The organism is Geodermatophilus sp. SYSU D01119 (assembly GCF_054049975.1).
Genome location: NZ_JBJGYL010000016.1, coordinates 1 through 19,569 on the forward strand (window position 1 = coordinate 1; position 19,569 = coordinate 19,569).

At 77.9% G+C, this 19,569-nt stretch carries 21 protein-coding genes; 14 read left to right on the top strand and 7 right to left on the bottom strand.

Annotated features, from left to right (window positions below; genetic code table 11):
* Both ACI79X_RS13600 and ACI79X_RS13605 read right to left on the bottom strand, forming a co-directional pair.
* On the bottom strand, positions 1-476 hold a 476-nt coding region (locus ACI79X_RS13600), incomplete at its 3' end, for a hypothetical protein (RefSeq protein ID WP_457025937.1).
* Between the two features lie 10 nt (positions 477-486).
* On the bottom strand, positions 487-1,206 hold the full coding sequence (locus tag ACI79X_RS13605) for a hypothetical protein (RefSeq protein ID WP_457025938.1): 720 nt from the start codon (positions 1,204-1,206) through the stop codon (positions 487-489).
* A gap of 102 nt (positions 1,207-1,308) precedes the next feature.
* Between ACI79X_RS13605 and ACI79X_RS13610 the strand changes: the two genes are divergently transcribed.
* On the top strand, positions 1,309-1,917 hold the full coding sequence (locus ACI79X_RS13610) for a maleylpyruvate isomerase family mycothiol-dependent enzyme (RefSeq protein ID WP_457025939.1): 609 nt from the start codon (positions 1,309-1,311) through the stop codon (positions 1,915-1,917).
* Positions 1,918-1,925: 8 nt separating this feature from the next.
* On the opposite strand, the gene ACI79X_RS13615 is transcribed toward ACI79X_RS13610, so the two are convergent.
* Positions 1,926-3,563 carry a helicase gene (locus ACI79X_RS13615; protein WP_457025940.1) on the bottom strand — a complete coding sequence of 546 codons (1,638 nt, stop codon included), beginning with the start codon at positions 3,561-3,563 and terminating at the stop codon, positions 1,926-1,928.
* A 147-nt stretch (positions 3,564-3,710) separates the two neighbouring features.
* Between ACI79X_RS13615 and ACI79X_RS13620 the strand changes: the two genes are divergently transcribed.
* The 9 genes from ACI79X_RS13620 to ACI79X_RS13660 all read left to right on the top strand — a co-directional run bounded on the left by ACI79X_RS13620 (position 3,711) and on the right by ACI79X_RS13660 (position 11,984).
* Positions 3,711-4,559 carry an alpha/beta fold hydrolase gene (locus ACI79X_RS13620; protein WP_457025941.1) on the top strand — a complete coding sequence of 283 codons (849 nt, stop codon included), beginning with the start codon at positions 3,711-3,713 and terminating at the stop codon, positions 4,557-4,559.
* 99 nt (positions 4,560-4,658) lie between these two features.
* Positions 4,659-5,021 carry a DUF4190 domain-containing protein gene (locus ACI79X_RS13625; protein WP_457025942.1) on the top strand — a complete coding sequence of 121 codons (363 nt, stop codon included), beginning with the start codon at positions 4,659-4,661 and terminating at the stop codon, positions 5,019-5,021.
* A gap of 98 nt (positions 5,022-5,119) precedes the next feature.
* Positions 5,120-5,953, top strand: coding sequence for a helix-turn-helix domain-containing protein (locus tag ACI79X_RS13630; protein ID WP_457025943.1), 834 nt, complete (start codon positions 5,120-5,122; stop codon positions 5,951-5,953).
* A complete protein-coding gene (locus ACI79X_RS13635; RefSeq protein WP_457025944.1) occupies positions 5,950-6,357 on the top strand; it encodes a VOC family protein in 408 nt (135 codons plus the stop codon). The genes ACI79X_RS13630 and ACI79X_RS13635 overlap by 4 nt, the downstream gene beginning before the upstream one ends.
* A gap of 10 nt (positions 6,358-6,367) precedes the next feature.
* Positions 6,368-6,685, top strand: coding sequence for a hypothetical protein (locus ACI79X_RS13640; RefSeq protein ID WP_457025945.1), 318 nt, complete (start codon positions 6,368-6,370; stop codon positions 6,683-6,685).
* Complete coding sequence (gene bluB / locus ACI79X_RS13645) at positions 6,682-8,394, top strand: 5,6-dimethylbenzimidazole synthase (protein ID WP_457025946.1); 1,713 nt, start codon at positions 6,682-6,684, stop codon at positions 8,392-8,394. The genes ACI79X_RS13640 and bluB overlap by 4 nt, the downstream gene beginning before the upstream one ends.
* A 100-nt stretch (positions 8,395-8,494) precedes the next feature.
* Entirely contained in the window at positions 8,495-10,129 is a 1,635-nt protein-coding gene (pgm, locus tag ACI79X_RS13650; protein ID WP_457025947.1) for a phosphoglucomutase (alpha-D-glucose-1,6-bisphosphate-dependent), read from the top strand.
* Positions 10,126-11,205 (top strand): M20 family metallopeptidase, encoded by a 1,080-nt coding sequence (locus tag ACI79X_RS13655; RefSeq protein ID WP_457025948.1) that lies wholly within the window; start codon positions 10,126-10,128, stop codon positions 11,203-11,205. Before pgm ends, ACI79X_RS13655 begins: the two co-directional genes overlap by 4 nt.
* Before the next feature lie 65 nt (positions 11,206-11,270).
* A complete protein-coding gene (locus tag ACI79X_RS13660; RefSeq protein WP_457025949.1) occupies positions 11,271-11,984 on the top strand; it encodes a hypothetical protein in 714 nt (237 codons plus the stop codon).
* A gap of 10 nt (positions 11,985-11,994) precedes the next feature.
* Here the strand turns inward: ACI79X_RS13660 and ACI79X_RS13665 are convergent, their stop codons facing one another.
* Positions 11,995-12,846 carry a diguanylate cyclase domain-containing protein gene (locus ACI79X_RS13665; protein WP_457025950.1) on the bottom strand — a complete coding sequence of 284 codons (852 nt, stop codon included), beginning with the start codon at positions 12,844-12,846 and terminating at the stop codon, positions 11,995-11,997.
* A 146-nt stretch (positions 12,847-12,992) separates the two neighbouring features.
* Between ACI79X_RS13665 and ACI79X_RS13670 the strand changes: the two genes are divergently transcribed.
* Together ACI79X_RS13670 and ACI79X_RS13675 are read left to right on the top strand one after the other, a co-directional pair.
* Positions 12,993-13,937 (top strand): hydroxymethylglutaryl-CoA lyase, encoded by a 945-nt coding sequence (locus ACI79X_RS13670; protein WP_457025951.1) that lies wholly within the window; start codon positions 12,993-12,995, stop codon positions 13,935-13,937.
* A 73-nt stretch (positions 13,938-14,010) separates the two neighbouring features.
* On the top strand, positions 14,011-14,511 hold the full coding sequence (locus tag ACI79X_RS13675) for a flavin reductase family protein (protein ID WP_457025952.1): 501 nt from the start codon (positions 14,011-14,013) through the stop codon (positions 14,509-14,511).
* Here the strand turns inward: ACI79X_RS13675 and ACI79X_RS13680 are convergent.
* Positions 14,508-16,865, bottom strand: a complete 2,358-nt coding sequence (locus ACI79X_RS13680) for a SpoIIE family protein phosphatase (RefSeq protein ID WP_457025953.1) — start codon at positions 16,863-16,865, stop codon at positions 14,508-14,510. The two genes, ACI79X_RS13675 and ACI79X_RS13680, sit on opposite strands and share 4 nt — an antisense overlap.
* A gap of 129 nt (positions 16,866-16,994) precedes the next feature.
* On the opposite strand from ACI79X_RS13680, the gene ACI79X_RS13685 reads away from it, so the two are divergent.
* Positions 16,995-17,882 carry a hypothetical protein gene (locus tag ACI79X_RS13685; protein ID WP_457025954.1) on the top strand — a complete coding sequence of 296 codons (888 nt, stop codon included), beginning with the start codon at positions 16,995-16,997 and terminating at the stop codon, positions 17,880-17,882.
* A gap of 4 nt (positions 17,883-17,886) precedes the next feature.
* On the opposite strand, the gene ACI79X_RS13690 is transcribed toward ACI79X_RS13685, so the two are convergent.
* Both ACI79X_RS13690 and ACI79X_RS13695 read right to left on the bottom strand, forming a co-directional pair.
* A complete protein-coding gene (locus ACI79X_RS13690; protein WP_457025955.1) occupies positions 17,887-18,333 on the bottom strand; it encodes a hypothetical protein in 447 nt (148 codons plus the stop codon).
* Positions 18,326-18,691 (bottom strand): hypothetical protein, encoded by a 366-nt coding sequence (locus ACI79X_RS13695; protein ID WP_457025956.1) that lies wholly within the window; start codon positions 18,689-18,691, stop codon positions 18,326-18,328. Before ACI79X_RS13695 ends, ACI79X_RS13690 begins: the two co-directional genes overlap by 8 nt.
* A 61-nt stretch (positions 18,692-18,752) precedes the next feature.
* On the opposite strand from ACI79X_RS13695, the gene ACI79X_RS13700 reads away from it, so the two are divergent.
* Positions 18,753-19,568 (top strand): PaaX family transcriptional regulator C-terminal domain-containing protein, encoded by an 816-nt coding sequence (locus ACI79X_RS13700; protein WP_457025957.1) that lies wholly within the window; start codon positions 18,753-18,755, stop codon positions 19,566-19,568.
* Position 19,569 lies beyond the last annotated feature (1 nt).

Below are 19,569 nucleotides of genomic sequence, written 5' to 3' on the forward strand. Positions count from 1 at the left end.
CGCCGCGCGGCCCGCCGCGCGCCCCCCCCCCCCCCCCCCCCCCCCCCCCCCCCCCCCCCCCCCCCCCCCCCCCCCCCCCCCCCCCCCCCCCCCCCCCCCCCCCCCCCCAGGGCGAGCAGCAGGCAGACCACCGCGAGGGCGAGCGCGACCGGCGTCATCACCAGCCGCTCCGGGCGGCTGCGCGAGATCGCGTTGAGGGCCACCCCGAGCGCGAAGTAGCCGGTCAGCACCCACAGGGCGACGTCGACCACGCCGCCCGGCAGGAGGTCGAGCGCGCCGGCCGCCTGCAGCAGGAGCAGCGCGACGGCGGCGTAGATCCCGATCGACACCAGGCTGCCCGCGCGGAGCCGCGGCGGCAGGACCACGTGCTGCCCGCCCCAGGCGAAGCGCCCCAGCGGCGCCCCGCCGACCAGCGCGAGCTGGAACACGGCGAGGGCGGCGAGCAGGGTGACACCGACGACGGCGACCGTGATCACGGGCGGCAGGCTAGTGGCCGGAGACGTCGTCCGGGTGGCGCGCGGGCGTCCGGTCGGCGGCCGGGGGCGCCCAGCGCAGGACCACCGGGGCGGCCGGGTCGTCGTTGTCCACCACCACGTGCGCGGACCCGGCCGGCCGCGCCTCGGCCCGGTACAGCGCCTGCCCGGGCAGGTAGCGGGTCCGGTAGCGCTGCCCGACGGCCTCCGTCGAGCCGAACAGGGCGACGTCGCGGCGGAGGGCCCGCGCGAGCGTCACCTCCTCGGAGACGTGCAGGTACAAGGCGAGCGTCCACCAGCGGCAGAGCTCGGGGCGGAGCAGGAACACACCGTCGACGACCAGCACGCAGTCCGCCGGCACGGCAGCCGTCATCCGCCTCGGCTCGTCGGTGCGGGCGTCGCGGACGGCGGCGTCGACGGTGGCGGCCCCGCCCGCGAACGGCGCCAGCAGGCGATCGGTCAGGGCGCCGGTGTCGGTCGAGTCCCGGTAGTAGCCCTCCGCGGACAGGCTGCCGCGCCGCCGGCGCACGGAGGCCGGGTGCGCGAAGCCGTCGACGGAGGCCCGCAGCGCCGGCACCGGGAGGCGCTCGGCGAGCCGGTCGGCCAGCGTCGTCTTCCCGGCCGCGTCGGGCCCGTCGATGGCGACCAGTGTCCGCCCGCGGGCCCCTCCCGCCGACACGGCGGCCGCGAGGTCCCGCGCGAGCGTCTCGGCGTCGACCCGGCGTCCCGGCACGGCGGTCACGGTCGCATGGCGGTGGAGGCCGTGCCGATGAGTTCCGGCGCCGGCAGGCGTCTGCATGCCGGCGCCCGGGACCGGGCGGACGGAGGAGGAGCGATGACCGACGGGAACGCGCGCCAGGTGGCGGCCTGGGTGGGACGGACGTACGAGGGCCTGGCCGGCGTGCTGGACGCCGATCCCGCCACCTGGGACGACCCGACGCTGTGCGCGGGCTGGCAGGTCCGGCACCTGGTGGCGCACGTGACGATGCCGGCGCGGCTGTCGCCCGAGCAGTTCGGCGCCGAGATGGCGGCCGCGCGCGGCGACTTCGGCGTCCTGTCCGACACCGTGGCGGCCCGCGACGCCGCCCTGCCCGCCGCCGAGCTGCTGGCCGCGCTGCGCTCACCGGCCCTGCACGGCTGGCAGCCGCCGGGCGGTGGCGCGACCGGCGCCCTGAGCCACGCCGTCGTCCACTCCCTCGACGTCACCGTCGCGCTCGGGCGGCCGCCGGTCGCCCCGGACGACGCCGTGGCCGCCGTCCTCGACGCGGTCACCGCCGTCGAGGGCGCCTGGTTCGGCGTCGACCTGACCGGCGTGCGGCTGGAGGCTCCGGACACCGGCTGGTCCTGGGGCAGCGGCGAGCCCGTCCGGGCCGACGGCGGCTCGCTCGTCGCGCTGCTGGCCGGGCGCACCCTCCCCGACGGCCGGGCGCTCCCCCGCCGCTGACCCGGCGCTCAGCCCTCGGTGAAGGCGGCGGGCGGCAGCCAGTCGGCGTCGAGGAGCTCGGCGATCTCCTGCAGCGCCGAGGTGTCCGCGCCCGCCGTCGACCCGGTGACCGCCAGCCGCTCGACCATCACCCGCGCCACCTGCTCCTCGACCGTCCCCTCCGCGTAGGCCACCCGCCACGGGCTGACCTGCCCGTCGCGGTGGGTGCGGCCGGTGACCTGGCGGGCCTGGATGCCGGAGAACCGCGGCTGGTGGAACAGGCCCACGCGCGGGGTCGGCGACGCCGTCGTGCCGCCGGGCAGCAGCTCACCGGCGTGCAGGCTGATGGAGGCGGTCACGGTGAACACGCAGACCGGCGCCTGCCCGGTCTGGAAGCGCAGCCGCTCGGCCTCGACGTCGAACCGGTCGCGGCCGTAGATGGAGGCGACGGCGACGCCGGAGTCCAGCAGCGCCTCGCGGATCGGGTCGGCCGCCGTCTCGACGAACTCCACCGACACCGCCACCTGCCGCTCGGCCTCCACCTGGGCGCGCACCCAGTCGACGGTCGCCTGCGCGCGGATCAGCCCCGCCTTCTGCCGGAACCGCAGCAGCGCGGCGCGGCCGCGGGCGCTCTGCCGGGCCCGCCGCGCCAGCTGCATCTCGGCGCGGAACTCCTGCCACTCCGACTCGTAGGCGGCCTGCTCGGCCGGGGTGAGGGCGACCGGCGTCCCGGTCACCGACACCGGGCCCCACGGCGCCGGGCGGTGCAGGGTCGCGGGCGGGTCGGCCGGGTCGTCCCCGCCGGCCAGCCAGCCCTGCAGCCGGGCGAGGTCGGTGCGGCGGGCGTCGGCGTCCTCGGTCCACGCCCAGCCGTAGCGGCCGCGTTCCACGTGGAACCCGTGCTCGGCGAGCTTGGCGGGCAGGTCCGCCCAGGCGCGCAGCGGCTCCCCGTGGACCAGCGCGAACTGCGGCGCCAGGTAGGGCAGCTCCAGGGGCGTGTGCGCCGGCGTGGCCGTCGCCGCGACGACGAACGGGACGTCCTTGGCGCGGCCGCCGCCGGAGACCGCCTTCCAGTACTTCCAGCGCCGCGTCGTCGTGTGCCGGACCATGTGCGCCTCGTCGGCGATGACGACGTCGAACTCGAGTCCCGCGACCTTCGCCAGCCGGTCCCACGTGGTGACGCACCAGCGCAGGCCGCCGTCGCCGAAGCCGGCGATCGACCGGGTCCAGTGCGGGATGGTGATGGCCGCCGGGCGGTCGGCGACGACGAGCACCCGCTCGCCGCCGCGCATCTCGCAGATCTCCCGCGCCGCGAGGACGGCGGTGCCGGTCTTGCCGACGCCGGGGTCGTCGCCGAGCAGGAACACCCGGTGCCCGGCCGCGGCCGAGGCGACGACGGCCTCCGCGCCGCTGCACTGCTCCTCGCGCGGGACCATCGGCCGGCCCTCGGGGAGCGGGCGCGGCTCCTCGTTGAGCTCGTCCTCCAGGTAGCGCTCGAGGGTGTACGGCGGCGGGTCGTAGGGCGCCAGCGCCGCGGGCAGCCGCGCGCCCACCCACACGTGTGCCTGCAGGCCGGGGTGCCAGACGGCGCCCGGCGCGGGGGCGCGGAACGGCACGGCGAGCACCCACACCCGCTCGCCCGGACCCGCGGTGGGCAGGTCGGGCACCGCTGGCTTCCGGGCCGTCGTCCGGCGCCTGGTCGTCCGGCGCGTCGTGGTCGTGGCGGCGCGACGCCGTCCGGGCATGCTGGGACCTCCCCCGTCGTCCCCGGCACGGTAGGTCGCCGTCGCCCGCGGATCTGGTGGAATCGCCGGGTGACCGCCGACGCGACCTCCGACGAGCGGCTCGCCGGGCGCACCGTCGGCGAGGCCGGCCCGCGCGTGGTGTTCGTCCACGGCCTGTTCGGCCAGGGCAAGAACTGGACGACGATCGCCAAGGGCCTGGCCGGCGGGCACCGGGTGACCCTGCTCGACCTGCCCAACCACGGGCACTCGCCGTGGACCGACCGGGTCGACTACGCGGACATGGCCGGGCTGCTGGCCGACGAGCTGGCCTCCTACGGGGAGCCGGTGACGCTGGTCGGGCACTCGATGGGCGGCAAGGTGGCGATGACGCTGGCGCTGCGCCGCCCGGAGCTGCTGCGCGGGCTGGTCGTCGTCGACATCGCCCCGGTGGAGTACCCGCTCACCGGCGGACGCACCGACGACCCCGACGAGGAGGCCTCGCCGTTCGAGGCCTACATCGCCGCCATGCGCGCGGTCGACCTCGGCGCCCTGCGCACCCGGGAGGACGCCGACCGGGCGCTGCGCGAGGCCGTGCCGAGCACGATGGTGCGCTCGTTCCTGCTGCAGAGCCTGGTCCGGGAGGGCGTGGGCTCGGGGCGCTGGCGGTGGCGGCTCAACCTGGAGACCCTCGAGCGCGACCTCGGCGAGCTGCGCGGCTTCCCCGAGCCCCCGCCGGGCGCCACCTTCGACGGCCCGGTCCTCTGGATCGCCGGCGCGAACAGCCACTACGTGCTGCCCGAGGACCGGGAGCGGATGGACGCGCTGTTCCCCTCGACCCGGCTGGTCAAGGTGAAGAACGCCGGCCACTGGGTGCACTCCGAGCAGCCCGAGGTCTTCCTGGAGACGGTCCGGCGCTTCCTGGAGGCCGTCGAGGGCTGACCCCTCCGGGGTGGCGCAACCGCCCCGGAGGGATGCGGATCCGTACCGTGCGCGGAGCGGAACCGGGATCGCGTCGGTTCCGGAACGGAGAGGACGCACGTGACGCAGTGGGGAGCGCCGGGGTCCGGCGCCGGTCAGCAGGGCACGCCGCCGCCGGCCTACGGGCCGCCGCCCGGTGCGTACGGGCCCGGCCAGTACCCGCCCCACGGGTACGGATACGGCTACCCCGTCCCGCCGCGGCGCACCAACGGCCTCGCCGTCGCGTCGATGGTCCTGGGGATCCTGTGGCTCTACTGGATCGGCAGCATCCTGGCCCTCGTCTTCGGCTACATCGCCCGCAGCCAGATCCGCGAGCGCGGTGAAGGCGGTGACGGGATGGCGATCGCCGGGATCGTCCTCGGCTGGGTGGGCGTGGGCTTCATCGGCCTCGGTCTCCTCGCCGGCATCGCCTCGAGCGTCTGAGCGCCGCCGGGTCGCGGCCGCGGCCGGGTGAGCACCTCCGCGGACGTGCCCACCGCCGGGGCCTGGCCGGTGTCGGCGGCCGGTGCCATCCTGGCCGTGTGACCAGCACGTTCGTCCCGCACCGGCCGCACCCGGCGCTGCGCGGGCTGGTCGCCGACGCCGTCGGCTACGAGCAGCGGGACCTGGCGCCGGGCACCCACCGCGGGCTCCCCTCCCCCACCCTCACGCTCGTCGTCACCCTCGACGACCCGCTCGACGTCGCCGCCCACCCCGACCCGGCGCAGCCGCCCGGCCGCTACGACGCCCTGCTCGGCGGGCTGCACACCACCCCGGCGCTGATCCGCCACCCCGGGCGCCAGGCGGGCATCCAGCTCTCGCTGACCCCGCTCGGCGCCCGCCGGCTGCTCGGCGTCCCCGCGGGCGAGCTCGCCGCTCTCGACGTCGACCTCGCCGACGTCCTGGGCGGCACCGAGCTGGTCGAGCGGGTGCGCGCCGCCCGGACCTGGCCGGAGCGCTTCGCCGCCGCCGAGGAGGTGCTGCGGCGCACGGCAGGCGACGGCGACCCCGCCCCCGAGGTGGCCGAGGCCTGGCGGCTCACCGTCGCCGGAGGCGGGCGGCTGCGGGTGGCCGACGTCGCCCGGCGGGTCGGCTGGTCCGAGCGGCACCTGACCGCCCGCTTCCGAGCCGAGACGGGACTCGCGCCGAAGGAGGCCGCCCGGGTGGTCCGCTTCGACCGCGCCCGCCGGGCCCTGGCCGCCACCCCACGGCCGGGCCTCGCCGCGCTCGCCGCGCGCACCGGCTACGCCGACCAGGCCCACCTCACCCGCGAGTGGCGCGCCTTCACCGGCCTGTCCCCGATGCGCTGGCTGGCCGCGGAGTTCGGATTCGTCCAAGACGCCGCCGCGGCCCAGGGGCCAGGCTCGGCCGCATGACCACACCACCGCCCACCGTCTGGCCCGCCTTCCGCGCCGCCGACGCCCCCGCCCTCGTCCGCTGGCTGGTCGACGTCCTCGGCTTCACCGAGACCCTCGTCGTCCGCGACGGAGACCTCGTCATCCACGCCGAGCTCGCCTGGCCGCCCGGCGGCGGCGTCATGCTCGGCTCCGTCCGCGACGACGGCGACGGCGGCGGCGGCTGGCCCGTCCGCCCCGGCAGCACGGGCGCCTACCTCGTCACCGACGACGTCGAGGCCGTGTGGAAGCGGGTCGAGGCCGCCGGCGCCGAAGTGCTCCGGCCGCTGCACGAGCCGGGCCACGGCGGCCGCGAGTTCAGCGTGCGCGACCCCGAGGGCAACGCCTGGAGCGTCGGCGACTACGCCGGGGCACCGCGGACGTGACGGAGGACCGGTGAACGAGGAGCAAGCCCGGGCGCTGGCCCTCGCCCTGCCGGAGGTCACCGAGGCCGACCACCACGGCCGCCCGTCCTTCCGGCTGGGGACCGCCGTGCTCGCCTCCCTCTGGGCACCGGGCATCCTCAACGTCATGCTCGGGGAGTCGGAGGCGCGCGCGGCCGAGGGCGGCGCGGTCTCGCTGCTGTGGTGGGGGAAGCGCCTGTACGGCGTGCAGGTCGACCTCGCCGCGGCCGACGAGGCGCTCGTCGCCGACCTCCTCGAGGAGGCCTGGACCCGCCGCGCCCCCGCCCGGCTGCGGAGGCAGCGCCCGTGACGTATCCGCGGCCCGTCCCGCTCATCGGCGACGCCACCTCCGCCGCCGAGCGGGCCGGCGACCCGGCGGCCTGGGCGATGCCCGAGCACGCCGGCGGCCTCTACGCCGTCGTCGCCGCGCGCCGCGACGTCCGCCGCTACCGGCCCGACCCGGTCCCCGACGGCGTCCTGCGCCGGGTGCTGGCCGCCGGGCACGCGGCGCCGTCGGTCGGGCACAGCCAGCCGTGGCGGTTCGTCGTCGTCCGTGACCCGGCCGTCCGGGACCGCGCCGCCGTCCTCACCGACCGCGAGCGGCTGCGGCAGGCCGCCCGGATGGAGCCCGACGCCGCCCGCCGGCTGCTCGACCTCCAGCTCGAGGGCGTCCGGGAGGCGCCGCTGGGGATCGTCGTCTGCTGCGACCGGCGCACGCCCGCGGCGGGCGTGCTGGGCCGGGCCACCTTCCCCGACGCCGACCTGTGGAGCTGCGCGGCGGCCATCCAGAACCTGTGGCTGGCCGCGCGCGCCGAGGGCCTGGGCATGGGGTGGGTGACGCTGTTCCGTCCCGAGGAGCTGGCCGGGCTGGTCGGCCTGCCCGACGGCGTGGCCACCCTCGGCTGGCTGTGCCTCGGCTGGCCCGACGAGCGCCCGCCCGCGCCCGGGCTGGAGCGCGCCGGCTGGTCGCGGCGGTTGCCGTTGGAGTCCGTCGTCGTCGAGGACCGCTGGCCCGCCGACGACGGCGGCCCCGCCGCGCCCCCCTCGCACCTGCGCGCGCCCGGCCGCGAGGCCGTCGTCGGTGCCCGCGACGAGGCCGACCGGCTGCTCACCCCGCCCGGCTCTCTCGGCGTCCTCGACCGGGCGGTCGACCGCCTCGTGGCGCTCGGCCGCGGGGACCTGACCGGCGGCACGCTGGTGCTCGCCGCCGCCGACCACCCGGTCGCCGCGCTCGGCGTCTCCGCCTACGGCGGGCACGTCACCCGCGACGTCGCCCGCGCCGCCCTGGCCGGCACCTCGGTGGGCGCCACCGCGGCCGCCGCGGCCGGTCTGACGACGGTGGTCGTCGACGCCGGGGTGGACGGCGGCCCGCTGCCCGGCGCGGTGGACGCCCGCCCGGCCGGCCCGCGCGGCGACCTCGCCTCGGCGCCCGCCCTGACCGCCGCCGACGTCGACCGGCTGCTCACCGCCGGGCGCGACCTCGGCGCCCGCGACGGCCTGCTCGCGCTCGGCGAGGTGGGCGTGGCCAACACGACCGTGGCCGCCGCGCTCGCCGCCGGCCTGCTCGGCGCCGACCCCGCCGAGGTCACCGGCCTCGGCGCCGGTGCCGACAGCGCGGTGCTCGAGCGCAAGCGCGCCGTGGTGGCGGACGCGGTGCGCCGGGCGGGCGGCGGGCTCGCGCCGGAGCGCGCCCTGGCCGAGCTCGGCGGCCCGGAGCTCGCGGTCCTCGCCGGCGTCGTCCTCGGCGCCGCCGCAGCCGGCACCCCGGTGGTCCTCGACGGGTTCGCCGTCTCGGTGGCCGCGCTGGCCGCCGTCCTGCTCGAGCCCGCCGCGCAGGCCTGCCTGGTGGCGGGGCAGCGCAGCCGCGAGCGCGGGCACGAGCTCGTGCTCCAGGCGCTCGGGCTGGAGCCGCTGCTGGACCTCCGGCTGCGCGCCGGGGAGGGCGCCGGCGCCGCGCTGGCCGCGGGCCTGCTGCTCGACGGCCTGCGGATCCGCCGCGGCACGGCCCGCGTGGGCTGACCCAGCCGCCGAGCACCGGGAGGGTGCGCGGGCGGCGGCCTGACCCGGGAGGAGGGCGTCGCCTGGCGGGGGCGGCGGCGCACCGGCCAGGATCGGGCCCGTGACCGATCCCCGCGCCGGCCAGCCCGCCGCCCCGTCCGACCTGGTCGACGTCGCCTCGCTGGTGACCGCCTACTACACGCTGGTGCCCGACCCGGCGGAGCCGGCGCAGCGGGTGTCGTTCGGCACCTCGGGGCACCGCGGGTCCTCGTTCGACACCGCGTTCAACGAGGCGCACATCCTGGCCACCACCCAGGCGATCTGCGAGTACCGGGCGGCGCAGGGGTACGACGGGCCGCTCTTCCTCGGCCGCGACACCCACGCGCTGTCCGAGCCCGCCTGGGCCAGCGCGCTGGAGGTGCTCGCCGCCAACGACGTGACGGTCCTGGTCGACGCCGCCGGTCGCTACACCCCGACGCCGGCGGTCAGCCACGCGATCCTCACCGCCAACCGCGGTCGGGTCGGCGGGCTGGCCGACGGCATCGTCGTCACCCCGTCGCACAACCCGCCCCGCGACGGCGGCTTCAAGTACAACCCGCCCTCGGGCGGCCCGGCCGACACCGACGCCACGAAGGTCATCGCCGACCGCGCCAACGAGCTGCTCGCCGCCGGCCTCGACGGCGTCAGGCGGATCCCCTTCGCCCGGGCGCACGCCGCCGCCGGGCGGCACGACTTCCTCGGCGGCTACGTCGACGACCTGCCCGCCGTCCTCGACCTCGACGCCGTCCGCTCGGCCGGCGTGCGGATCGGCGCCGACCCGCTGGGCGGGGCGTCGGTCGACTACTGGGCGGCGATCGCCGAGCGGCACCGGCTCGACCTCACCGTCGTCAACCCGCTGGTCGACCCCACGTGGCGGTTCATGACGCTCGACTGGGACGGCAAGATCCGGATGGACTGCTCGTCGCCGTCGGCGATGGCCTCGCTCATCGGGAAGCGCTCGGAGTACCAGGTGGCCACCGGCAACGACGCCGACGCCGACCGGCACGGCATCGTCACCCCCGACGCCGGGCTGATGAACCCCAACCACTTCCTCGCCGTCGCCATCTCCTACCTGTTCAGCCACCGCCCGCAGTGGGGGGACGACGTCGCCGTGGGCAAGACGCTGGTCTCCTCCTCGCTCATCGACCGGGTGGTGGGGGGCCTGGGCCGGCGGCTGGTCGAGGTGCCCGTCGGCTTCAAGTGGTTCGTGCCCGGCCTGCTCGACGGCAGCGTCGGCTTCGGCGGCGAGGAGTCGGCCGGGGCGTCGTTCCTGCGCCGCGACGGCGGGGTGTGGACCACCGACAAGGACGGCCTGCTGCTCGCGCTGCTGGCGAGCGAGATCCAGGCGGTCACCGGCAGCTCGCCGTCGCAACTGCACGCCGAGCTGGTGTCCCGGTACGGGGAGTCGGCCTACGCCCGGGTGGACGCCCCCGCCTCCCGCGAGCAGAAGGCGGCGCTCGGGAAGCTGTCGCCCTCCGACGTCACCGCCACCGAGCTCGCGGGCGAGCCGATCACCGCGAAGCTCACCGAGGCGCCCGGCAACGGCGCCTCGATCGGCGGCCTCAAGGTGGTCACCGAGAACGCCTGGTTCGCCGCCCGCCCGTCGGGCACCGAGGACGTCTACAAGGTCTACGCCGAGTCCTTCCGCGGCGCCGAGCACCTGGCCCGCGTGCAGGAGGAGGCGCGCGCCGTCGTGTCCGCGGCGCTGGGCGCATGACCCTCGACGCGGCCGGGCTGCTGCGGGAGCTGGTCCGCCGGCCCACGGTCTCCGGCGACGCCGCCGCCCAGCGCGACCTCCTCGGCCTGCTCACCGAGGTGCTGCGCGAGCGGGCGCCGCACCTGCAGGTGACCGAGGGCCGGGACCGCGACCAGCCGTGGACGCTGCTGCGCACCCCCGCCGACCCCGGCCGGCCGGTGCTCCTGCTCGCCTGCCACGTCGACACCGTCCCGGTGCCCGACCCCGGCGCGTGGACCCGCGACCCCTTCGGCGCCGACCTCGACGGCGGCCGGGTGTGGGGGCGCGGCGCCAGCGACATGGAGGCCGGGGTGGTCGCGGCCGCGCTCGCCCTGGCGGCCGCCGACCCGCAGACGCCGGCCGCGCTGCTGCTCACCAGCGACGAGGAGACCGGCTCGCGCGGCGCCGCCGCCGCGGCCGCCACGGTCGCCGAGCTGCCGGTGGGCGCCGTCGTCGTCCCCGAGGCCACCGGCAACCAGGTGGTGCTCGGGCACAAGGGCGCGCTGTGGCTCGCCGTGCGCACCGCCGGGCGGGCCGCGCACGGCAGCACGCCCGAGCGCGGGCACAACGCCGTCCTCGACCTCGCGGCGCTGCTGGGCCGGGCCGCCACCGGCCTGCCCTTCCGCACCGACCCCTTCCTCGGCACCGAGACGTGGAACCCCGGCGTCGTCAGCGGCGGCACCGTGCCCAACGTCGTCCCGGACCGGGCCGAGGTCGTCGTCGACATGCGCACCGTCGCCGACGGCGGGGACCTGCTGCGCTGGTGGCGGGAGCAGCCCGAGGCCGCCGACGTCGAGGTGCGCGTCGACCTGCCGCCGGTGGGCACCCCGGCCGACGACCCGTGGGTGGCCACGCTGCCCGCGCCGGTGCTGCCCACCCCGGCCACCTACTTCACCGACGCCTCGGTGCTCGGCCAGGTGGTCGGCGGCGCCCCGGTCGTCGTGTGGGGGCCGGGCACCCCGGCGGTCATGCACGCCGCCGACGAGTACGTGGAGCTCGCCGAGCTCGAGCAGGCGGCGCAGGCCTACACCGCCGTGCTCGCCCGCTGGGGCGGCTGACCCCTGCGGGGGGCGACACGCCCCCGGACGGCGGCACGGGCCCCCGGCGGCCCCAGACTGGAGCCATGACCGACCAGCCGTACGAGCAGGAGTGGGACGCCGTCCCGCCGGGATCCCCGCCGTCCTCGGGCGCGGCCGGTCAGCCGTACGGCGCGCCCGCGCAGCCGTACGGCGCGGCTCCGCAGTACGGGACCCAGCCCTACGGGACCCAGCCCTACGGGGCGCAGCCCTACGGGGCGCAGCCCTACGGAGCGCAGCCCGGGGCGGTCCCCCACGGCCCGCCGCCCGGCTACGGCCAGCCCGCCTACGGGCCCCCGCCCGGCTACGGCCCGCCGCCGGGCTACGGCTGGGGCGTCCCGCCGACGCCGGTCTGGCCGGCCGGTCCCGGGCGGCCGGGTGTGGCCACCACGGCGGGCGTCCTGGGCATCGTCACCGGCGCGCTGTCCGCCCTGGTCGCGCTGGTCTTCACGATCGCGGTGCTCGGCGGCGAGGAGGACGGCCCGAGCGTCGTCCTCATGCTCGGCCTGCCCGTCGGGGCCGCGCTCATCGCCGGCGGCGTCCGGCTGCTCAACCGGCACTCCCCCACGTTCGTCTTCGCCGCGGCGCTCGCGGCGGTGGTCGTGCTGTTCCTGACGCTGGTGGTTGCGGCCACCACGCTCCACAGCAGCGGCGTCGTCGGGGTGTCGGTGTTCCTCGTCCTCGCGCTGCCCCTGCCGGTGCTCACCGCCGTCTTCGCCCGCCTGCCCGCGACCGTCGGCTGGGCGGCCGCGCGCACCTGACGCGCCGGGCTCAGCGCCGGCGGGCCTTGTCCTCGTACATCGCGGTGTCGGCCTCGCGGACCACCGCCTCCTGCGCGAGTTCGGGATCGGCGCCGCCGTCGACCGAGCCGACGCCGATGCTCAGGCCGACGTCGACGGTCGTCGTCCCCAGCGTCAGCGTGCCCGGCAGCACCTCCCGCAGCCGGTCGGCCAGGTGCTCGGCGGCGGAGCGCTCGGTGTTCTCGCAGACGACGGCGAACTCGTCGCCGCCCAGCCGCGCCGCGGTGTCGCTGGCCCGCAGCACCGACGTCAGCTTCGCCGCGACGGCGACGAGGACCGCGTCGCCGGTCGGGTGGCCGAAGCGGTCGTTGACCGCCTTGAACCCGTCGAGGTCCAGCACCAGCACGCAGGTGGGCGTGTGCTCGCGGTGCCCCCGCTCGAGCGCGTGGCGCAGCCGGTCGCGGAACAGCAGCCGGTTCGGCAGCCCGGTGAGCGGGTCGTGCGCCGACAGGTGCAGCAGCCGCGCCTCCAGAGCCTTCCGGTCGGTGACGTCCTCGACGACCATCACCAGGTGCTCGGGCGGCCCGTCCACCCACGACGTCGTCACCTGCACGGGGAGCGGGGTGCCGTCGGGGCGCAGGAACCGGCACTCGTGCCGGGCACGGCCGCGGCTCTCCTGCAGTCCGGTGCAGGTCGCCACCGCGCCCGCGACGTCCTCGGGGTGCGTGACGTCGAACAGCGTCGTCCCGCGCAGCTCCTCCGGCGTCCGGCCCAGCAGCTCACCGAGGGCGTGGTTCGCCGCGAGGAGCCGGCCGTCGGGCGTGCTGAGGGCGACGCCCATGGGCGAGTTGGTGAAGGCACTGCCCAGGTCGGGGACGGGCACCGTGCCCGCACCTCCGGCGTTCGCCACCGACCACCTCCGATCCTCCCCCGTCGGTCCGCCTGACCTGCTCATTCCCTCCCGGTTCCACGTGGAACCCCTGATCGGGGCAGGATGACCCGGGAGAGTGGCCGAGAGGGAGGGCTGTCATGCCGTCGGACTTCGACCTGGTGCTGCCGACGGAGATCGACGTCCGCGAGGTGGGCATGCGCGACGGCCTCCAGCTGGAGGCGCCGGTCCCGCTGGAGGGCAAGCTCGCCATGCTCGACGCCCTGGTGGCCACCGGGGTGCGCCGCATCGAGGTGACGTCGTTCGTGTCGCCGAAGGCCGTGCCCGCGCTCGCCGACGCCGACCGGGTCGCCGCCGAGCTGTCGCGCTGGCCGGACGTGCACTGGTCGGCGCTGGTGGCCAACCCGCGGGGCGCGGTGCGGGCGGTCGACGCCGGCATCGCCGAGCTGGAGCTGGTGGTGTCGGCCTCCGACGGCCACAGCCGCGCCAACGCCGGCCGCTCGACCGCCGAGGCGCTCGCCGGGGTCGGGGAGGTCGCCGACCTCGCGCACGGCGCCGGCGGCTCGCTGGAGGTCGTCGTCGCCACCGCCTGGGACTGCCCGTTCGACGGCCGCACGCCGATCGCGCGCACCGTCGACGTCTGCCGGGCCGCGGTCACCGCGGGCGCCGACGCCCTCTGCCTGGGCGACACGATCGGCACGACGACGCCGGCGCGGGTGGTGCGCCTGCTCGACGCGGTCCGCCGCGCCTGCCCCGGGACGCCGGTGGCCGTGCACTTCCACGACACCCGTGGCACCGGCCAGGCCAACGCGCTGGCCGCGGTGCAGGCCGGCGTCACGCAGCTCGACGCGTCGGTCGGCGGGCTCGGCGGCTGTCCGTTCGCCCCCGGCGCGAGCGGCAACATCGCCACCGAGGAGCTCGTCTACTGGCTCGAGGAGTCCGACGTGCGCACCGGCATCGACCTCGACGCACTGCTGGCCGCGGCGCGGGTCACCGAGGAGGCCGTCGGGCACCCGCTGCCCAGCTCCCTGTACCGCGCCGGCGGCCGGTCGGTGCCGCGCGCGGCGCTGGGCGCGCCCTCGTGACCGAGCTCGCGAGGTCACGCAGAGGTGCAGCACCCCGGGTCACGCGCCTGACGAGCGTCAGCGAGGAGGGCGCGTGACCGGTCCGCTGGAGGTCATCGACCCCCGGGTGATGCGCGACGTCCTCGGCCACTTCGCCTCCGGCGTGACCGTGGTGACCGCCCACACCGGCGAGGAGCCGATCGGCTTCACCTGCCAGTCGTTCAGCTCGCTGTCGCTGGACCCGCCGCTGGTGGCGCTCGCACCGGCCCGCACGTCCACGACCTGGCCGCGGCTGCGCGAGCTCGGCCGGTTCTGCGTCAACGTGCTCGCCGAGGACCAGTCGGGCCTGTCGGCGGCCTTCGCCCGCTCCGGCACCGACAAGTTCGCCGGCGTGGCCTGGCGGCCCAGCCGGCAGGGCTCCCCCGTCCTCGACGGCGTCGTGGCCTGGATCGACTGCAGCCTGTGGGCGGAGTACGACGGCGGCGACCACACGATCGTCGCCGCGCGCGTGCTCGACCTCGGCGCCGACCCGGGCCGCCGCCCGCTGCTGTTCCACCGCGGCAGCTACGGCCGGGCGGAGACCGCCGCGGACTAGGGCCGGCCGAACCGGACGGCGATGAGCGCGACGTCGTCGCGCCCGTCCAGGGTGCCGCTCACCGCGGCGTCGCACAGGTCCCGCGGGGCCGCGCCGGCCGGAGCGCCGGCCAGCCGCCCGACCAGGTCCTCGATGCCCTGGTCGAGGTCGGAGCCCGGCGTCTCCACGAGCCCGTCGGTGTAGCCGAGCAGCGTCGACCCGGCCGGCAGCTCCACGGTGTGCACCACCCGCTGCGCCGCCACGTCGACGCCGACGAGCATCCCGGTGGCGCCGTCGACCGGCGTCACGCGGCCGTCCGGGGAGCGCAGCAGCAGCGGCGGGTGGCCGGCGCTGGCCACCTGTGCCGTCCACGGGGCGCCCGGCTCGGCCGGCGGCAGCGCGCGGACGTAGGCCAGGGTGGCCATCGGGGTGACCTGCAGGCCCTGCACGAGCCGGTCGATGCGGGTGAGCACCGCCGCCGGGTGCGGGTCGGGCGCCTCCCACGCGCAGGCCCGGATGAGCCCGCGCAGGTGGCCCATGACGGCCGCCGCGGCGACGTCGTGGCCCACGACGTCGCCCACCACCAGGGCCACCGACCCGTCGGGCAGCTGCAGCAGGTCGTAGAAGTCGCCGCCGACGTCGGCCGCGGTCGAGGCGCTCACGTAGTGCGCGGCGACCTCGAGGCCCGGGATGTCGGGCAGCTCGGGCAGCAGCGAGCGCTGCAGGGTGTCGGCGACGGCGTGCTCCTGCTGGTACAGCCGCACGTTGTCCATGGCCATCGCCGCCCGCCGGGCGAGGTCCTCGACCAGGCTCACGTCGTCGGGGGTGAAGGGCTGCTCCGGCGAGGAGCGCACCAGCGCGATCGAGCCGCGGGTGCGGCGCCGGGCCACCAGCGGCACCGCCAGCGCCGACGCCGCGCCCAGCCGGCCGGCGATCTCCTGCGCGACGGACCCGGCCACGGTTCCGTCGAGGCGCTCGGGCAGACGGTCGACGAGGACGGTCCGGCCGCTGCTGATGCTGCGCTGGCTCGGCGAGTCCGGCGGCAGCCGCAGCGCGTGACCGGCGTCGTAGCGGCGCAGCTCGGTGCGGTCCCGCTCGCGGTCGCGGGACACCATCTCGCGCACCTCGCCGCTCTCGTCGACGAGCGTGACCACCACCCAGTCGGCCAGCTGGGGCACGCAGAGCACGGCGAGCCGGTCGAGCAGGTCGCCGACGTCGAGGGTGGCGACCAGCGAGCTGGTGGCCTCGGCCATGAGCGCGAGGCGCGCCTGCGCCCCCTCGGCCTCCCGCTGGGCCCGCTCGGCGTCGGACCGCGCCTGCTCGGCGACGGCGCGGGCGAGCTCGGCCTCCTCGCGGGCGGTGCGCTCCGCGGCGAAGGCGGCCTCCCGCTCGGCCTCCACCCGCACGCGCTCGGTGACGTCGGTCTGCACGCCGACGAAGCTGACCAGCTCCCCCTCGCCGTCGAAGACCGGGCTGATCGCCAGCTGGTTCCAGAAGGCGGTGCCGTCGCGGCGGTGGTTGAGCAGCGTCACGGTGATCGCCTGCTGCTCCTGCAGCGCCTCGCGCAGCTCCGCGAGGGCCGCCGGGTCGGTGTTCGGGCCCTGCAGGAACCGGCAGTTGCGGCCGACGGACTCCTCGTAGGAGTAGCCGGTGATCCGGCTGAAGGAGGGATTGACCCACACCAGCGGGTCGTCCTCCTGCCGGGGGTCGGTGATGGTGAAGGCGATGTCGGTGGCGACGACGGCCCGCTCGCGCAGCGCCTGCAGCTCGGCGTCGGCGTCCGCGGTGCCGCTCACGCCCTCCACCTCGAGCAGCACGACCAGCGACAGCGCCTGGCTGCTGCCCGGCTGGGACAGCGGGAAGCCGGTGACCCAGAGCAGGCGGTCGCCGTCGCCGTCGTCGTCGCCCGCGCGGCCGGCGTCGGTGCTGCGGCCCGGCGACAGCCGCACCGCCTCGCCGGTGACCGGCTGGCCCTGCGCCACCAGGGACAGCGGGCCGCTGGTGCGCGCCAGCGGCGCGCCGCCGAGGTCGGTCAGGCCGGCGGCCGCGCCCCACGCGTCGACCTCGACCGGCAGCCGCACGTTGCCGGCCATCTCCACGGCCGCGGTGTTGGCGTAGGTGACCGCGCCGGACTTCTGGTCGATGAGCAGCACGGCGACCGGGACGTCGGCGAGGACGGCGGGCAGCGCCTGGGAGGCCGCCGCGCCGCCGTGCTCGGTGACGACGGCCTCGGCGGCGGTGACGATCCCGGCCTGCCGCCCGCCGGCCGCCTCGCCGTCGACGGCGGTCCTGGCCACCGCCGCGCGGGCCTCGGGCGGGACTCCGGCGGCAGCGGACGTCTGCTGCTGCAGCGGCTGGGTCCCTTCCGGTCGCACGCAACGAATCTAACCGTTGGTGCAGGTCCGACGCCCGCGGTCCCCGGCCCGCGTCCCCTGGACGGAGGGGAGGTGTGCCCGGCGCCCGTGCGGGCACCCACGTGCCCAGCCACCCCGGAGGGAGACGTCATGGGACTGCTCGACCGGCTCCTCGGCCGACGCCGCGCGCCGGAGCCCGCACCGTACGACGGCTACGCGCCCCCGCCCCCGCCGCCGCCCCGGGCGCCGGCCCGCCCGGCGGCCGGGCAGCGCGCCCCGCTCACCGACCAGCAGGCCGTCGAGCGCTACCGCTACCTGCTGCGGACGGCCCCGCCGGACCAGATCGAGCAGGCGCACGCCGAGGCGTTCTCCCAGCTCACCCCGCAGCAGCGGCAGGAGGTGCTCACCCAGCTCGCGGCCGCCGTCCCGGCGTCGGAGCGGCCGCGGTCCGACGACGCGCAGACCCTCGCGCGGGTGGCCACCCGCGCCGAGCTGCGCCAGCCGGGGACCCTCGAGCGGACCTTCGGCGGCTTCGGCGCGGGCCCCGGCGCCGGCTACGGGCCGGGCTACGGCCCCGGCTACGGCCCGGCCTACGGCGGCGGGTACGGCGGCGGCTACGGGCCCGGCTACGGCTCGCGGATGGGCGGCTTCGGCAGCTCGCTCGGCGGCAGCCTGCTCGGCACGATCGGTGGCCTGGTGGTGGGCACCGCGGTGGCCGACGCCCTGTTCGACACCGGGCTCGGTGACGGCGGCCTGTTCGGCGGCGGCGACGAGGAGGCCTACGCCGAGGGCTACCAGGACGGCGCCGAGGGTGGCGACGGCGGCGGTGACGCCGGGGACGCCGGCGGTGGCGACTACGCCGCCGCCGGGGACGGGGGCTACGGGGGCGACCCGGGCGGGGACTTCGCCGGCGGTGCCGACAACGGCTACGACGGCGGGGGCTACGACGGCGGGGGCTACGACGGCGGTGGGGACTTCGGCGGCGGCGACTTCGGGGGCGGCGACTTCGGCGGGGACTTCGGCGGCGGGGACTTCTGACCGTTCAGCCGCCGGACCCGGGCGTCCCCCCGGTCGTCCGGGTCCGGCGGCGCAGCCACAGCAGGCCGAGCACCGGCAGCACCAGCGGCACGAACCCGTAGCCGCGGCCGTACGCCGACCAGACGGTCTCGTCGGGGAAGGCGGCCGGGTCGGCCAGGGACAGCGTCCCCACCACCAGCACCCCGGCCAGCTCGACGACGATGGCCACGAGCGCCGTCCGCCGTCCGGTGCGCCCGCCGCGGGCCAGCCCGACGGTGGCCACCACGTAGACGGCCGCGGCCAGCGCCGACAGCAGGTAGGCGACCGGCGCCTCGGAGAAGCGGGTGGCCAGCTGGACGGCGGCACGGGCGCCCGCGGCCAGGGCGAACACCGCGTAGACGGCGACGAGCACCCGGCCGGGCCCCGACGCCGTCCCGCCCGGCGCGGTGCCGGCCGGCTCGGGCTCAGACACCGGGCGCCTCCCAGAGCTGGACCAGCCGCCAGACCATCACCGCGGTGACCAGGCAGGCCACCGCGAGCACCGTGCCCGCCCAGCGGCTGGGCTCGGTGCGCGACCACAGCACGCCCGCCACCGGCAGCAGGACGACGCCGCCGAGGTAGCCGAGGAACGTCGCCGTCTCCGGCGGCCGCTCGCCGCCGGCCAGGGCGATCCCGGCGACGACGGCCTGCACCAGGAGCAGCACCTCGAGCACCGCGGCGCCGACGAGGTGGACCAGGCCGGTGCGCCGCCGGGCGAGCGTGGAGGCCAGGCCGGCGAGCGCCACGAGCACCGCGACCGCGGTGGCCGACCAGACGAGGACGTCGTTCATCGCGTCCATGATCGCGCGCCCGGCGGGCGAGCCGGTTGCGGACCCGGGGTAAGGAGGAGGCATGACCGTCCGGGACCTCGTGGTCGACCTCTGCGCCGAGCACCTGGACGCCGTCACCGCGGAGCCGGTGCCGCTGCAGGCGCTGGTCGGCCTGCTCGCCGCGTGCGGCGTCGCCGAGCCCAGCGCGCGCCTGGCCGCCGCGGCGCTGCGCCGCGCCGGGTGGCTGAGCGGGTCGCGGCGCGGGCGGGAGACGCTGCTGTCCCCCGCCGCGCCGCTGCGGGCGTCGATCGCCGCCCGCGACGAGCGGATCCAGCGCCGCCTGGGCCCCTGGGACGGCCAGTGGCGGATGGTCGTCTACGGCGTCCCGGAGACCGATCGCGCCGCCCGCGAGCGGGTGCGCCGCGGGCTGGTCCGCGCGGGGTTCGGCCCGCTCGCCCCGGCCACCTGGGTGTCGCCGCACCGCGCCGCGCTCGACGAGGTGCACGCGGAGCTCGCCGGGGAGCCGACGTCGCGGCTGGACCTGCTCACCGCGCACGTCACCGACCCGCGGCTGTCCGACGGCGAGCTGGCGGCCCGCTGCTGGGACCTCCCCCGGCTCGCCGCCGGCTGGACCCGCGTCCTGGAGCGGCTGCGCGCGGCCGCCGCGGACGCGCCCGAGGGCGTCGCCGCCCTGGGGGCGCACCTGCGGCTGCGCGCGGAGATGCGCGCGGTGCTGGCCGGCGACCCGCTGCTGCCCGTGGCGCTGCAGCCGGAGGGGTGGCCCGCCCGCGACGTCCGCGACGCCTGGGCCGACACCGGCGCCCGCCTGGCCGCCGCCGCCCGCGCGCACGTGGCCGACGTCCTCGGCGTCACCGCTCCCCGCGCCGCCGTCGCCTGAG